Origin of the sequence: Noviluteimonas caseinilytica (assembly GCF_018406605.1) — a bacterium.
In the GTDB taxonomy this organism is placed as follows: domain Bacteria; phylum Pseudomonadota; class Gammaproteobacteria; order Xanthomonadales; family Xanthomonadaceae; genus Noviluteimonas; species Noviluteimonas caseinilytica.
Map to the genome: position 1 here is coordinate 2,800,241 of NZ_AP024545.1, position 13,015 is coordinate 2,813,255.

A 13,015-nucleotide genomic window follows, 5' to 3' on the forward strand; every position below is an offset into this window, starting at 1 on the left:
CAGCGGACATATCGAGTGACCGCTTTCGACCCGAAGCGGACATTGCGCCTACTGGTCTGGCAGAGTTGCGACTTGGTCGAAGGCATGCAGGTCAAGAATGAGCACTCTCGGGAAGGGGATGGCCGCGGCGAGCATCCTGGTCGTGGCGCTATGCGCCCCAGGCCTCTACAACCGCCATAAGGCCGAGTCGTTCTGCGGATCCGTTACTTCGACCGAAACGCGAAACACGATTGTTGCGCGGGCCAACGCGCGCGGCCTTTTCGTCAACCCGGTCGACACCGACGAGAAATCCGTTTGGGTGTTCAGTCACAGAGCGCCCATGTGGCGCTATGCCTGCATCCTTGAATTCAAAGCGGGTAGCGTTTCAAGCAAAAGTGTTTTCGCTGCCGACTGAGAAAATGTCGGCTTCTGGCCGATAGCAGGCACTGCGAGAGCCTCACGAGGGGAGCGGAACTCATGTCACCAACGAGGATAGGCGCCGATTTCAACGGACTAGTCCCCGTCGTCGACTTTTTAGGCCGAGTCTGCTTGCATAGGCTTTGACTCATGGATGGTCGGGGTAAAGACATGCCCATCTTGCGGTTTCGGGAACGAGTCCGCGCGGAAGGCCGGTTCATTCGTCAAATGGGCGCAGGTCGCTTTGCGATCATCAGCCTCGACGTCGAACCCATTTTGTCCGGGTTTGAGTTTTGTTGGGAAGTCGCGCCCGATCTTGTTCCGCCAGCCTATGCAGATGCCGCCCTTGCGGGTATCAATGGGTTGCTTGAGCGTTCCGGTCTCACATGCGATCAGACCCGCGTCCGTGTCGTCGAAGGGGCGCATCACGCTGTCGATTCAAGCCCCATGTGCTACACGGTCGCAACGAGCATTGCTTTCCAGGATGCAATCGATCGTGCCGGCATGACTTCCGACTACTAACGGAGTCGCTTTCGCTGATGTCCGCTTCTGGCCGAAAGCGGACACTAGGCCCCTGTCCCACCAGACGATGGCAATAGCAATGATGACCCGTCTATTGTTTTTGACCGCATGGCTGGTGCTCCCAATCGGGCAGGCACATGCCTCCGGTCTGCCCTTGCCGAAGGATGCCAAGCGAACTATCGCTGCTGTCCATGCTGCGGCAGAAAGCAAGGACGTTCGCGCTCTGCGAAAGTTGATGAAAACGGACTTTGTCTGGAGCTTCGGCGGGTACGGCAGCGCGGACCAGGCCATCCAAGCATGGCAAGAGTCACCAGCCCAACTGAAGGAACTCGCGCGAGTCACTTCGCTCGCCTGCTCCTACGTCGACCCCGGCATCGTTCAGTGCCCTCCCGACGCCGGCATGGATCCCCGCGCCGGCTTTGAGAAGGGCAAGAGTGGCTGGCGAATGACCTACTTTGTTGCTGGCGATTAGAAGAAGCTTGGCCCTCGTCCGACGTGGCGAGTGTCCGCTCCTGTCCAATAGCCGCCATGGGTCGCCGGGTGTCCGCTTCCGACCAAAAGCTGACACTTCATTTCGGGCAGAATTGCGAGCGTCTAGCCGTTAGTCGGTGCACAGAATGATTCGTCGGATTGTCCAAATTGCATCCAGCGCAGTGATCGTGCTTTGGGCCTGCGCTTGGCTGCCGCGAGAAGCGCTTCCTGAGGTGCTGTATTGGTTCCTCTTCTGGTTCGGAGGAGTTCTCACCTTGCTACTGGTGCCAGCTCTTATCAGTTTCGTCTGGGCAGTCTGGCCGTCCGGTATCCGCGAATGACCGCTTCTGGCCGATAGCGGACATTGGTAGCCTTGGTTGCCGCTCGCCAATGCGGCGCTGCCATGGAGGCGTCATGTTGCGTCGCATCGTTCTGCTTGGTTTCTTGGCTGGAATCGCGTCGCCGGTCTTGGCGGGGGAGGTTTGCCCGCGCGAGTTTCACGGCAGGATTCAACCCGTCGAAGGTTCTGGCTGGGAGGTCGTCTCTCCACCCGACAAGGCCAGTGTGCTGTCCCTCACGGGACTCTCGTTTTCCCGCGGGCATCCCCGGGACATGATGGTGCTGGCACCAGACAGGGTGATCGATCACAAGGGGGCCTCGGTCGAAGTTGTCAGCGTCCGCAAGGGCGACTGGGTGACGTGCGTCTATACCGATCCCCGATCGAAGACGGGATTCTCGCTCGCGAAGAAACTCGACGTCGTTTCCTCTTGCGAAATCCAATTCCGCAGGGGCAAGCCAGGCGCGTTGGTTAGCAACGCATGCAAGTAAGCGGGCGTTCGTTGAAGTTGCCCTCTGGCACCTTGACGAATGTCCGCTTCTGGCCGATAGCGGACGCCCAGCATCCCACTCGGTCGCGCAGTTCGGGACGACCGCTTCCGACCCAAAGCATGAGCGATGAAAACAACTATTAGCTTGTCCGAAAAAGACCTCAAGGCAGGGACCTTTTCTCTTCACGTCACATTGGCCAACGACGAGGAAAGCGTGCAGTCATTGCCTATAGAGCGCCTCATCGCTGACGCGGAGCTTACGGCTCTGGAGTTGCGCGACAAAGATGACGCCCGACTTCAGCCAATAGAGTACAAGCTCGTGAACCCCGCGCATGCTGCGCCTAACCACCTGCTTTCCCCAGGCGAATCTGTGCAATTTGAGCTAAAGGGCAAGCTTGAAGAGATGCTGCCGGAAGTTCTTGCGCTCATCTTTCCGCGAGCCACCTATCGCTTGTCACGAGGTTCCAGATACTCACTGGCACTGCGCTGGGGAGGCGTTGTTGAAACACCGCAAATTGGGTTTGTCGCCTAGGCGTGCCGGCTGCTGTTGTGCCGCCGCACGTCTAACAGGGCATTGAGCCCGTTCGCGGCCCGGCCTAATTCAGGCGTTCGGGAATGTCCGCTCCTGGCCGATAGCGGACACTGGTCGGGCCCCTCGGCCGAGTGGCCGCTTTCGACCCAAAGCGGACACTGGGTCCTCTAATCGTGCCGGGCCACTCGGTCCGGGTAGCCTGAGTCCCAGTACGAGAAAAGCCCCAGGGGACTGCAAATGAAACTTGGAATCTTGTTGGCCACGGCCCTCCTGTCGCTGGGCTGCAGTGCTGCTCAACCGCCGGCAAAAACCTGCGCGTCCGTGAGCTCTGTCAAGGCGCATCCCGAGGGGTGTGTCAGGCGGGAAATTCGAATGACGGCGTACCTGATTTCGACGCGACATGGCGAATATCTGGTCGACACGCCCGACGGAACCGATGTGCTAAGCGCAGAAGTTTCGGGTGGCGCGTCGGAGCTCTTGGAAGATCTCGGCCGGGCGAATGCCGGGAACCCTTACGCTTCGATCTACGGCGTCTTTGAAGGCCGCCTCGTTACTGATGAGCGCGGAAAGCCGATCAAGCTGCTGATCAACTCACAAGTTCATTGACAGGGGCGAGTGCCCGCTTCTGGCCGATAGCGGTCATTTGCCGTAGACGTCTGCTTTCGACCCGAAGCGTGACACCACGCTCTAGCTGCGGCGCCCGCGCTCAAACCAGCGGCACGCGCCGTATCCAATTGCCAACCCGACAATCGGACGAACGAACAAGACAGGGAAAAACGCCGACAGTCGCAGGGTCCGCCGGGGCAAGCCGACCCTGGTAGCCTGGCCCTGGTTACGTCATTCGACCCAAGAAATATTCCTACGGCGGGCGCACCAGGAACACGCTATCTGGTTCTCTGGCAACAGGGGGTCAAGCTGGTGAAAAACGTCCTGATCCTTCTCCTCGTCGCCGGCATCGCCTGGCTCGGGTACGCAAAGTACAGCCCGAAACCTGCCAGCGGCTCCGCTGGGCAGCGCCTCGCAAGCGTTTCGTCCGCCTCGATTCCGCCGGCTCGCGACGATGAAGCCGTCGCCTCATTGTTCAAGTGCGACGGGCGCACCATGTGCTCCCAAATGACGTCATGCGCTGAAGCGACGTACTTTGTCCAGCACTGTCCCAACACCAGGATGGACGGCAACAACGATGGCGTTCCATGCGAACGGCAGTGGTGCAACTGATGTCCGCTTCTCGCCAATAGTGGACCGGCACGATGTCGATCCATGCGTTTCGAAAACTCAGGCCGCGCCACCAAGCGGACATTGAAGCCAATCCTTTCAGCAGCTAGCGTCGGTGTCTAAATTCGTCAAGGAAAGCGCGAAGAGTATGGCGATGAATGACGAGAACAAGGCTGGAGCTGCGGCTGTTTGGATGCTAATGCCCACAGTCGGTGGCGTTCTGGGATTTACAGCAATCGGGTGGTACCCCTGGCTGGCATGTTCGGCAGTGACCGGGCTGATCACCTGGGACATGCTCAGCGAATGGCGCTCACGAAAGACATTCCTGGGCTGTCTTGGAGGCGCGGCAATTGCTGGGATTTCTTCTCACTGGATATTTCGGTTGCCAGATGGATCAGTCTCCGGCCGCGGCATCATGCTGATTGTTCTCCCCGCGTTGGTTGCCCTCAGTTTCTTTGCCATGAAGATTCATGCAATCGAGACTGGGGAAGACGACTAGATGCTGCCCTTGGTTCCTCTCCTCGTCAGTGGCTTTTAGATGTCCGCTTTCGACCCAAAGCGGACATTCGGATTAGTTCCGGATCAACGCTACAGTGTCGCCGCAGGCAAGGAACGGGGGACAAACAGGAAATGAAACTTGGGCCTTTCTTGATCGTGCTTTTGGCGCTGCCATTAGCCGGATGCGCAGGCGGCACCCAGGAGCCTGTGGAAATTCGCAATGCCTGCAACACGTTCGTTTCCGAGGGCGCACCAAGACAGACGCCGGAATTACGGCATGGCAAGGGCGGGCTGGAGCTCATCGTGTCGTTCACACCTGCCAAGGACCCCGAAGCCGATGCGGTCTTCAAGGCTGCAAAGCGCGGCCCTACAACTTTGATCGTTTTTCCGAGCAAAGAGCGCGTGCAGGCGCTCGGCGAGGAAGACGGGTACCTCGTTCTCTCGGTGCAGTCGGAGGCCGACGCCAAGCGCGTGGAGCGCTTGCTCTGCTTTTAGCAGTCGCACAGCAGTAGCACCTAAGACTCTTGCGGATGTCCGCTTCTGGCCGATAGCGGACATTCGTTTTCCGGAGGATTGAAGTGAACTCGCGACGCAAGATCTGTGCCCGTCGACTCAACAACGACGACGACCCGCTTTCCACTGATTGCGGCGGCGACTGCTGGGGTTGCGTTGGACCCCATGGAAGACGGTTGGCCACAGTCAGCCGCGAAGGTCGCCGAAGAAATCGTTGCGGGGCTCCGGGAGCCCGACGGGACCGCGAAACCACCGCCCCAGTGATGTCCGCTCCTGGCCGATAGCGGGCATCCAACCTGAGCGTCCGCTTCCGACCCAAAGCGGACATTCGAAGTGTCATAACTCCGTCGCCCTTGGCCCAGTCATGAGCTTGTTGGTCCGCCCCAGCTTGCATAAGCTCATTGGACCTATTGAGAGGGTTGCCATGAAGTTCAAGTCGCCGGTGTCCAGCCGTTACGCAGCGATGCTGATGGTTCTTGCTGCAGTCATCCACTCGCTGGTGGCCTTTGATCTAGTGCTGCACTTCATTCCGGATACACCGGAGGCTCAAGCCTTGTGGGCAGTTGGACCGCTGGTTAAGTGCCTGTGGATCGCCTTTGTCATTCTGGGAGCGGCAACCGCCATCCTCCTGTACCGCGCTCCCCTGGCTGGCTTCTTGTCATCCCTGTTGGCGAGCGCGTGCCTCTACTTGGCCAGCGTCGGTCTCTGGCAAGGCGTGAAAGGAGGGTTCTGGATTGTCATGGCTGCCAACGTGCTGGCTGCATTTGGCGCGTGGCAGGCAATTCGCCCCAAGACGACTCGCGGCTCGGCTTGATTGTTGGCGAATGTCCGCTTCTGGCCGAAAGCGGACATTCGCCCACCCGGCTTCGACCCATTGCAGACATTCGATCGGTTCGGCCGCCTTCCGGCCGGCGATCACGAGACCAACGATGACCGCCATCGCCTGCGCTTGACGTAGAACCTACGGATGCCGGCCGCAACCGTTCGCGTCACTTGCACATCCAGAAGGTCGACAGCGGGAGACTCGCTAATGAGAGCTGGAACTGTCGCCCTGGTGGCAATGTGGCTAGCCGTGTCAATGATTTCGCGCGCCGCCGAGCCCCAGGCCAGGCCAACGTACTTGCAGAGCGAAAACCCGACCACGCCGATCGTGGCGCAATCCCGCGCAGTCTGGGACGCGTTGCCGAGCGGGTCGGTGCCTCCATCGACGCCACTGAAGGTCGTGCGCCCCGGTCAGTTTTCCTACATGCCGCCCGTCACGGAAGTCGCGTCACCCGATCACCGGCAAGTGGCGGGCACGCAGGACGGCAACCTCTACGTCCGTCCGGCAACGAGCGATTCCGTTCGCGTGTTGGCAACGGCCGACGACGCCGGGCACTGGGACATCGAAGGTGCGCTCTGGTCGCCCGATGGCGCATCGCTGGCCGTCAAGAAGATCGACGACGCCCAGGTGCCGCTGACCACGCTGACGGGCGAACAATTCGGCCCGACGAAAATGCGGAAGGTGCGCTATTCGCGCGTGGGCCAGCCGTTGCCGAAGACGCAACTGTACGTCGTCGACGCAAGTACGGGCCGGGCGACGCCCATCCTGCACGATCCTGCCCAACCTTATGTCCAATTGCTGGAGTGGCGCCACGATTCGCGCCAGTTGCGGCTGTTGCGCGCGGATCGTTACCAGACCCACCTGGACTTGCTGGTCGCCGATCCCCGCAACGGACAAATTCGCGTGCTGCTGGCGGAACCCAAGCCGATCTCGCTGCTCGGTTTGAACATGCTCGATGGCTACACCCAACAATTGCTCGCGCAGAAGATCGTCACTTTTCTGCCCGACGACTCGTTCGTCTGGACCAGCGACCGCACGGGGTTCCGGCATCTGTATCACTACAACGCAGATGGCACGCTGCGCCGTGCATTGACCGAACAACACATGGCAGGTTGGGTCGACCGCGTCATCGAAGTGGACGTGCCGAACCGGATCGTCTACGCGAAGGCCAATGGCCACGCCCGCAATCCCTATTTCGATCGACTGGTCCGCATCGAGCTCGACACCGGCAAGATCACCACGATCGCCGAAGCCGACCACATCCCGGCCATCAAGTTTTCAGCGGACAAGAGCAGGCTCTGGCTGATCCGGGCGGGATTTCCGCAAACGCGTCGCATCGAGGAGATCACCAGCACGGGCACCGCGGTCAGGACGGTGTGGGAAGCCGACTGGCGGGAGGCCGTCGCGAATGGATACGCGGCCCCCGAAACCGCGCTGGTGCCCGCGGCGGACGGCAAGACGCTGCTTCGCGCCATCGTGGTGGCCCCGCATCCGCTCGAACCCGGCAAACGCTACCCGGTCATCCAGGACATCTACGGCGGCCCGAACGCCAGCGTCGTGCCGCCCAGCCCGACCAACCAGAACCTCGCCCAGATGCGCCGGATCGCACAGCAGGGCTTCGTGGTGGTGATGCTGGATGGCCGCGGCACGCCCGGGCGCGGGCGCGCATTCCAGAATTTCGGATATGGGCGTTTTGGGCAAGTCGAGCCGGCGGACCAGGTGGCTGGCCTGCGCAACCTGGCCAGGGACCGCCCGTACATGGATCTGTCGCGCGTTGGCGTCATGGGCGGAAGTTGGGGCGGCTACTTCGGATTGCGCACCATGCTGCTGGCACCGGAGCAGTACAAGGCGGGCGTGTTCGCTGCCGGTGCGTTCGAACTGTCGACGATGCGCGTCGCCGCCGAACCGTACATGGGCTGCGCGCCGGACGATTGCGCGGACGCGTATGCCGCCGGATCGAACCTGGCGTTGGTGGAGCGACTGCAGGCACCGCTCCTGATCCTCCACGGCACCGCCGACGACGACGTGCTGATCGAAGAATCCAGGCAACTGGTCTCCGCACTCGAACGCGCCGGCAAGCCGCATACGTTCGTGGCATTGGACGGCGCGACCCACGCGATGTGGGAAGAACCGCAAGCCGACGAGGCGCGCATCGCGTTCTTCCGGCAGCACCTGGTGGAGACGAGCGGGCAGGCCAATGAATCCGCGACCGCAGCGCAGATCGCCGCCGGGATCACGACTGCAAACGCATTCTGGGCCGACGGGATCCGCAGGCAGGATCCGGCCATGCTTGCCCAGGTGATGGCGCCGGAGTATCGACTGACCTTCGAGAACAGCAGCAAGCGCGTCGACCTGGCGAGTTGGATGCGCAACTTCATGACAATGAAGATGCATGGCTACAACCCGAGCATGACCGCCTTGCGCCTGATCGGTCCCGACACCGTCGTGGCAACCGTGGTTTCGGACTGGAACGCGACGCTCTCGAACGGCAATTCCGTGCGGGAGACGTTTGTTGCGCATGACACCTGGGCGTGGCGCGGGAATCGGTGGGTTGCGACGGGGCGCCATGTCGTCGAGCTGAAGGTGCTCGACCAGCCGGATAAGCGGTCGAGTGGAAAGTAGGGGCTGCGCGGATTGCCCTTGCATTGATGCTGGCCACGCTGGCTGGCTGCGGCGGGCAGGGGACGCCTCCCAGCGTCGCGCCCGACGCAGCTCACGTTCCGCCGCCGCCTGACGTTGGGGATACTGAGCCGATGAAACTGCATCGATTGATCTTTTGCGTCGGTTCGCTCCTGGCCGCCGGCCCTGCATTCGCAGGCCCGACCCGATGCGATCTGCACGAATTCACGAGCTCACGTGAATTGCATCAGTACCTGAGCCTTCGCGCCGTTGAAGTCGTCAAGCGGGCAGCAAATCCGGATGGCGGGCTCGCGACGCTGGTCTCCCCAACGGCAACGTTCAACCTCGGCGCTGGTGACGTGGGCCGCCCGTTGGGCACGGGCATCGATGGCGCTCGCGAGCTTGCGCGAACCATGAAGGCCGACACGTACCGCTTCCTGGGTTGGGACTACATGGACAGGTCGCCAGGTGCCTGCTCAAAGCCCGAGGTCGAAGTCGAGGTCGAGTTCATCGACAGCCAAGGCAAGCACGTGTCCCGCGTGAAGTTCACGTTCGAAACGGGCCACGTTCGCGTGGTTAGCGCCGTGGGCTGGGAACAATCGTTCGAAACAGGTCGGCTGTAAGATCGAGTCGGACCCAACGCCAACGTCCGCTCCTGGCCGATAGCGGACACCTGGGTGCGTACGTGGTTCACGCGACAGGATCACCGAGACCGATGTGGAAATTCCTCAAAGCCAAATCTCCCGGGACCGGTCGACGACGCCCACCAAGAAGCCTGAAATGAGTTATCGCTGCATTGCCCTGATCACGATGGCCGCGCTTGCTGCTTGCACGGCAGCGACGGAGTCGAAGGTCACGAGCGCGACATGGGTTTACGAGACGGAGGAGGAGGCCGCGTACGCGGGTGCGATCAACCGGCCCGAGCCGCGCCCGATTGCTGCGCTGGACCAGGGCGAAACCGTCGGTGTCCTCGACGACACGTATGGAAAGGACTATTGGGCTTGCCGCGTGCGGACGCCGGGCGGACAAACGGGTTGGGTGCTGTGCACGTCGCTGGACTATCGCGCCGAGGACTGACCGCTTCCGGCCGACAGGACATCCGACGCAGCGCTTGCCACCTCAGGCGCTGTGCTGGAGGGCGTCGTGAGCAGCTCCGTGACCTGGAGCTGACGGACGACGAGATGGTCGATTTCCAGTCGCTTGATGCGTGCCCGTCCGATGACCAGGCGACCGATGACCAGGGCACCGATGGCCGCCGCGCCAACGGCGATCGCGCCCAGCGTCATCCCGCCCAGCGCCAGGGCGCCCGTGGACTGCGCACCGACCGCCTTTGCGGGGACTGCGCTGGAGCGTGTGTGTTCGCGTTTCATGGTTTGAAGGTTGTCGGCGACTGTCTTAGCCGAGGGGACGGCGCAGGCGACGCAAATCGGCCAAGCATTCCGTGAAGCGCGCCTCCGTGATTGCAGGGCCATGGGTGGCCGCTTTCGACCCAAAGCGGACATTCGGCGCTCCCGTTCGTGTTGACTTGCGGGCCCGGTGATAATCGCCGGGATCAACCTATTCGTCGGGCGTCACACACCATGTTCAAGCCTTGGAAGCCGCTGGAAGAATCCTTAGGGAACAATCCCGGCCTCGACGTGCGCGTCGAGGATCGAAGCGTGACAATCGTTTGGGAGGAAGGGCGGAACGGGCAATGCATTTTCAGAATGCGAATCGCATTTGAGCAATGCTTGGCGAGCCTGATGCTGTGGGATGAAAGCCCGATAGACTTCCCACCCGGTAGGTTGCCGCATGAATCGTTCGATCCGTCGCATTCCGATCCCTGCTCGGCGTGGGTGGAACGCTCCAGCGCCGTACGCGACCAATACGGGGAGTACGGCCAAATGCTCTACAAGCGAATCGACCGGTATTACTTCATTGGCCAGTCGACGGTGGTTCTTCTCGATGTTGCAGACGCGGAACCAACGGTCACCATTGAGGTGCCTAGGACAGCCGCGGCCTGGTGAGTAACACCAAGTGTCCGCTTTTGGCCGAAAGCGGACATTCAAGAAAACCAACTCCGCCGCCCGGTGACAGCCGGTCACCTAGTGACTGCTTTCGACCCAAAGCGGACATACGGTAGGGTGGGTCTATCCCAGGGAGCGGCAAGTAATGAACGTTCGATTTCTGTTCGCGGGACTCTTGCTGGCGACCTCGGCTAGCGCCGGCGTTCCGAGCGTCAAGAGCTCCTATGTCAGTGCATCTCGTGCTGGTGTCGGAAGGGTTGTCGAGGCGGATGAAGTGTCACGCGCTGGGCTTCCGGCAGTTTTCGTGTACCGCATCGCGTCCCGTCAGGGGAGCAACCTTCGGATATGTACAGGGGAGAGGTTTGCGGTTGGTTCTCCGGTGCTTTTCGTGATCGAGAAAGCCAACAAGAGCAATGCTTGTCCGAGTGATGCGACATTCGTGCCTGTCGAAAGCATGCGCACGTTTGTGCTTGAAGGCGTGTCCTCTCCCTTGCATCGAAGGATTGCGATCAGAGCGAACTATCCGCAATCAGTGGCTTTGGGCTGCCCCCACATGAAGCTGGTATCGGTAAGTTCGACGGCGCGGGATATCGCTACCAGGAGGACGATTGATTCGTTTCCGCTGTCCGATCCGGGGACGTATTTCTATCTGGACGATTTCATGCAGTGCGTGGGGCGGAAATAGCGTGCGCGACGCGCCAAGCCGAACTCTGTCCGTCGTCCATCAAATGCCGACCGGTTCAACCTCGGTGCCGGTGCGCGAGCATGCCGCCTCTGGCCGATAGCGGTTCAACCAATTCGCCACGCTGATCGTGCGATAGCAGCTTGGACCTGCTCCACACCACCTCCGAGCCGCTCCACACCAGCGCCCACCTGATGCATAGCACCTTCGACCTGCTGCATTGGAGCTGCGACCTCGAATACATGCGTCGCCACCCCCTCCATTGCAGGTCCGAACCCCTCCACACCAGCCAATCGCTGCTCTGTAGGAATCCGAACCTGCTCGGCACCCATTGCCGACCCCTCGTCAGCAGGTCCAAGCCGCTCTGTATGACCCGCGACCTGCAAACGTCCAACTTCCAATCGCTATCGCGCCGTGCGCCGCCTCATTCGCCCTGCAGCAGCGCCTTCGCCTTGCGGCGCGACTTGGCGAACAGCGAGCCCACGCCCTTGCGGAGTTCGTCCAGGCCCATGCTCTTGCCGAAGGCCTTCAGCAGCAGGTAGATGCCCAGGGCGGCGTCGTAGGCGTCGCTGCCCATGGCCAGGAGCGAATCTTCCCAGCACTGGTGGATGCGCGTGAGGCGGGAGAACAGCGGGAAGAGCCGGTCGTACGCGGCCATGTCGGCGATGGCGTCGCGCAGGCCGACGGTCTCGGGCACCAGCTTCGGATTTTCCTGACCCACGATGAGGGTCTGCCGGGTGAACTGCTCCGACCGCGTCCCCATGCGCCGGATGCTGCGCCGGTCGTTGACGTCCAGCACGATGAAGTCCGGGAAGATGCGTTCGAGCACGTCCAGCGCGGCGGAGGCTTCGGCGATCTGCTCGTCGGTGATGATGGTCTGGATGAGGTTCTGTGCCATTTCGGTGTCGCTCTTGCGGTGGTAGGGGAGCGAAATTTCCCTCCGCGGGATGGCCAGAAAAAATTGTTCCGTGGGGCATTTGCGCCAGAGGGCAATATGTGAGGCGAGGGCACCACGTTCCGGCTGGGGAGCCAAGGCATGGGCGGGTGGGGTTCTTGTGGTTCGGCATCGGGAGCGCATTGGCGCTCATGGTGGTTGGCGCGTTGGCCTGGAAGGGCTTGAGCGCGAATGCATGGGCCAAGGTGGCCTTCTTGTTCGCAGCTATCCCGGGAATGATCACGTACGCGGTGTCGGTGCTGGCGCTGGTGCGACGTCTCCGGTTCTGGAGCATAGCGGTTGCGTTGTTGCTTCCTTGGCCGAGGGTGTTCGTGCTCGTGGTGTGTGTTGCGCCGTTTGCGTACATGGCGTGGCTGTTGATCGACGGGAAGAATGTGCGCGCGGGCGCGGAAGAAGATGTGCATTGAAGGTGCGAGACGAATCGAATGGGTTGTGCGTTGACCCGGTGATGCGTCGAAATGGACATTACGTGTGCGGAGCCTAGAAGCTCGCACACAGTGGTCGCCACCCCGTCATCGGTGGCAAACGCGTTCCTTGAACGCGCCGACGCAAGGCCTCTGCGTCGGGAGGGCGGCTAATACAAGACCCGAAAGGGGAATACGCCCGCCGGCTGTGTGCGGCTTCTAGCCTCCCGACATCTCGCGTCGCAACGACGCGAGCACCTCACGCAATGAGAGGGGAGGGCCCACGATGTTCAATGAAGCCTGCGAAGCACACGACGTGCCGCCGAGTGTCTACATCAACCTGGTTGCCGCGCACGAACTGGTCGTGCGGATGCGCGACAACGTGCGATTCGTGTCGAGTCTTGTCGACGCGATCGGCGAGCCGCTGGAAGAGATCACGATTCGGCAGGAGGTTCTGGCCGCCTGCATGTCCTGCCTGGTCGATGAGCTGGAGGAAGTGGCGGAGGCGGTGCGGTGGTCCAAGGAGGCGTGCGTGGGATGACGGCGCCCGCG

At 61.4% G+C, this 13,015-nt stretch carries 19 protein-coding genes; 17 read left to right on the plus strand and 2 right to left on the minus strand.

From position 1 onward, the window contains the following. The first annotated feature begins 97 nt into the window (after positions 1-97). From LYSCAS_RS13665 to LYSCAS_RS13725, 13 genes are all read left to right on the plus strand, one after another. On the plus strand, positions 98-394 hold the full coding sequence (locus LYSCAS_RS13665; RefSeq protein WP_213434599.1) for a hypothetical protein: 297 nt from the start codon (positions 98-100) through the stop codon (positions 392-394). Positions 395-624: 230 nt separating this feature from the next. Then, positions 625-918 (plus strand): hypothetical protein, encoded by a 294-nt coding sequence (locus tag LYSCAS_RS16195; protein ID WP_407075189.1) that lies wholly within the window; start codon positions 625-627, stop codon positions 916-918. A gap of 79 nt (positions 919-997) precedes the next feature. After that, on the plus strand, positions 998-1,390 hold the full coding sequence (locus LYSCAS_RS13675) for a hypothetical protein (RefSeq protein WP_213434602.1): 393 nt from the start codon (positions 998-1,000) through the stop codon (positions 1,388-1,390). Positions 1,391-1,803: 413 nt separating this feature from the next. Next, positions 1,804-2,217, plus strand: coding sequence for an STY0301 family protein (locus tag LYSCAS_RS13680; protein ID WP_213434604.1), 414 nt, complete (start codon positions 1,804-1,806; stop codon positions 2,215-2,217). Between the two features lie 126 nt (positions 2,218-2,343). After that, positions 2,344-2,748: a hypothetical protein gene (locus LYSCAS_RS13685; protein WP_213434607.1), complete on the plus strand. Its 405-nt coding sequence runs from the start codon at positions 2,344-2,346 to the stop codon at positions 2,746-2,748. Positions 2,749-2,985: 237 nt separating this feature from the next. Then, on the plus strand, positions 2,986-3,354 hold the full coding sequence (locus LYSCAS_RS13690; RefSeq protein ID WP_213434608.1) for a hypothetical protein: 369 nt from the start codon (positions 2,986-2,988) through the stop codon (positions 3,352-3,354). A 507-nt stretch (positions 3,355-3,861) separates the two neighbouring features. Then, the gene (locus LYSCAS_RS13695; protein ID WP_244858758.1) at positions 3,862-3,966 is read left to right on the plus strand and encodes an excalibur calcium-binding domain-containing protein; all 105 of its coding nucleotides are present in this window, start codon (positions 3,862-3,864) and stop codon (positions 3,964-3,966) included. Positions 3,967-4,078: 112 nt separating this feature from the next. Further along, on the plus strand, positions 4,079-4,462 hold the full coding sequence (locus LYSCAS_RS13700) for a hypothetical protein (RefSeq protein WP_213434610.1): 384 nt from the start codon (positions 4,079-4,081) through the stop codon (positions 4,460-4,462). Between the two features lie 131 nt (positions 4,463-4,593). Continuing rightward, positions 4,594-4,956 carry a hypothetical protein gene (locus LYSCAS_RS13705; RefSeq protein ID WP_213434612.1) on the plus strand — a complete coding sequence of 121 codons (363 nt, stop codon included), beginning with the start codon at positions 4,594-4,596 and terminating at the stop codon, positions 4,954-4,956. Positions 4,957-5,398: 442 nt separating this feature from the next. Continuing rightward, a complete protein-coding gene (locus tag LYSCAS_RS13710; RefSeq protein WP_213434613.1) occupies positions 5,399-5,788 on the plus strand; it encodes a hypothetical protein in 390 nt (129 codons plus the stop codon). 264 nt (positions 5,789-6,052) lie between these two features. Next, positions 6,053-8,419 carry a prolyl oligopeptidase family serine peptidase gene (locus LYSCAS_RS13715; RefSeq protein ID WP_213434615.1) on the plus strand — a complete coding sequence of 789 codons (2,367 nt, stop codon included), beginning with the start codon at positions 6,053-6,055 and terminating at the stop codon, positions 8,417-8,419. 131 nt (positions 8,420-8,550) lie between these two features. Next, positions 8,551-9,039, plus strand: coding sequence for a hypothetical protein (locus LYSCAS_RS13720; RefSeq protein WP_213434616.1), 489 nt, complete (start codon positions 8,551-8,553; stop codon positions 9,037-9,039). Between the two features lie 157 nt (positions 9,040-9,196). Then, entirely contained in the window at positions 9,197-9,493 is a 297-nt protein-coding gene (locus LYSCAS_RS13725; protein ID WP_213434617.1) for an SH3 domain-containing protein, read from the plus strand. On the opposite strand, the gene LYSCAS_RS13730 is transcribed toward LYSCAS_RS13725, so the two are convergent. Further along, a complete protein-coding gene (locus tag LYSCAS_RS13730) occupies positions 9,475-9,786 on the minus strand; it encodes a hypothetical protein (RefSeq protein WP_213434618.1) in 312 nt (103 codons plus the stop codon). The genes LYSCAS_RS13725 and LYSCAS_RS13730 overlap by 19 nt on opposite strands. A gap of 210 nt (positions 9,787-9,996) precedes the next feature. On the opposite strand from LYSCAS_RS13730, the gene LYSCAS_RS13735 reads away from it, so the two are divergent. Both LYSCAS_RS13735 and LYSCAS_RS13740 read left to right on the plus strand, forming a co-directional pair. Next, positions 9,997-10,422, plus strand: coding sequence for a hypothetical protein (locus LYSCAS_RS13735; RefSeq protein ID WP_213434619.1), 426 nt, complete (start codon positions 9,997-9,999; stop codon positions 10,420-10,422). 145 nt (positions 10,423-10,567) lie between these two features. Next, positions 10,568-11,107 carry a hypothetical protein gene (locus LYSCAS_RS13740; RefSeq protein ID WP_213434620.1) on the plus strand — a complete coding sequence of 180 codons (540 nt, stop codon included), beginning with the start codon at positions 10,568-10,570 and terminating at the stop codon, positions 11,105-11,107. 421 nt (positions 11,108-11,528) lie between these two features. Here LYSCAS_RS13740 and LYSCAS_RS13745 read toward each other — a convergent pair whose 3' ends face one another. Beyond that, positions 11,529-12,002: a hypothetical protein gene (locus tag LYSCAS_RS13745; RefSeq protein ID WP_213434621.1), complete on the minus strand. Its 474-nt coding sequence runs from the start codon at positions 12,000-12,002 to the stop codon at positions 11,529-11,531. A gap of 155 nt (positions 12,003-12,157) precedes the next feature. Between LYSCAS_RS13745 and LYSCAS_RS13750 the strand changes: the two genes are divergently transcribed. Further along, positions 12,158-12,466: a hypothetical protein gene (locus LYSCAS_RS13750; RefSeq protein ID WP_213434622.1), complete on the plus strand. Its 309-nt coding sequence runs from the start codon at positions 12,158-12,160 to the stop codon at positions 12,464-12,466. Between the two features lie 283 nt (positions 12,467-12,749). Next, entirely contained in the window at positions 12,750-13,004 is a 255-nt protein-coding gene (locus tag LYSCAS_RS13755; RefSeq protein WP_213434623.1) for an XAC0095 family protein, read from the plus strand. Positions 13,005-13,015: the final 11 nt, after the last annotated feature.

Bases quoted from the DNA above. Each gene is read 5' to 3' on its own strand.
- LYSCAS_RS13665 (WP_213434599.1), top strand. From the start codon at position 98: ATGAGCACTCTCGGGAAGGGGATGGCCGCGGCGAGCATCCTGGTCGTG.
- LYSCAS_RS16195 (WP_407075189.1), top strand. From the start codon at position 625: ATGGGCGCAGGTCGCTTTGCGATCATCAGCCTCGACGTCGAACCCATT.
- LYSCAS_RS13675 (WP_213434602.1), top strand. From the start codon at position 998: ATGATGACCCGTCTATTGTTTTTGACCGCATGGCTGGTGCTCCCAATC.
- LYSCAS_RS13680 (WP_213434604.1), top strand. From the start codon at position 1,804: ATGTTGCGTCGCATCGTTCTGCTTGGTTTCTTGGCTGGAATCGCGTCG.
- LYSCAS_RS13685 (WP_213434607.1), top strand. From the start codon at position 2,344: ATGAAAACAACTATTAGCTTGTCCGAAAAAGACCTCAAGGCAGGGACC.
- LYSCAS_RS13690 (WP_213434608.1), top strand. From the start codon at position 2,986: ATGAAACTTGGAATCTTGTTGGCCACGGCCCTCCTGTCGCTGGGCTGC.
- LYSCAS_RS13695 (WP_244858758.1), top strand. From the start codon at position 3,862: ATGACGTCATGCGCTGAAGCGACGTACTTTGTCCAGCACTGTCCCAAC.
- LYSCAS_RS13705 (WP_213434612.1), top strand. From the start codon at position 4,594: ATGAAACTTGGGCCTTTCTTGATCGTGCTTTTGGCGCTGCCATTAGCC.
- LYSCAS_RS13710 (WP_213434613.1), top strand. From the start codon at position 5,399: ATGAAGTTCAAGTCGCCGGTGTCCAGCCGTTACGCAGCGATGCTGATG.
- LYSCAS_RS13715 (WP_213434615.1), top strand. From the start codon at position 6,053: ATGATTTCGCGCGCCGCCGAGCCCCAGGCCAGGCCAACGTACTTGCAG.
- LYSCAS_RS13720 (WP_213434616.1), top strand. From the start codon at position 8,551: ATGAAACTGCATCGATTGATCTTTTGCGTCGGTTCGCTCCTGGCCGCC.
- LYSCAS_RS13725 (WP_213434617.1), top strand. From the start codon at position 9,197: ATGAGTTATCGCTGCATTGCCCTGATCACGATGGCCGCGCTTGCTGCT.
- LYSCAS_RS13730 (WP_213434618.1), bottom strand. From the start codon at position 9,786: ATGAAACGCGAACACACACGCTCCAGCGCAGTCCCCGCAAAGGCGGTC.
- LYSCAS_RS13735 (WP_213434619.1), top strand. From the start codon at position 9,997: ATGTTCAAGCCTTGGAAGCCGCTGGAAGAATCCTTAGGGAACAATCCC.
- LYSCAS_RS13740 (WP_213434620.1), top strand. From the start codon at position 10,568: ATGAACGTTCGATTTCTGTTCGCGGGACTCTTGCTGGCGACCTCGGCT.
- LYSCAS_RS13745 (WP_213434621.1), bottom strand. From the start codon at position 12,002: ATGGCACAGAACCTCATCCAGACCATCATCACCGACGAGCAGATCGCC.
- LYSCAS_RS13755 (WP_213434623.1), top strand. From the start codon at position 12,750: ATGTTCAATGAAGCCTGCGAAGCACACGACGTGCCGCCGAGTGTCTAC.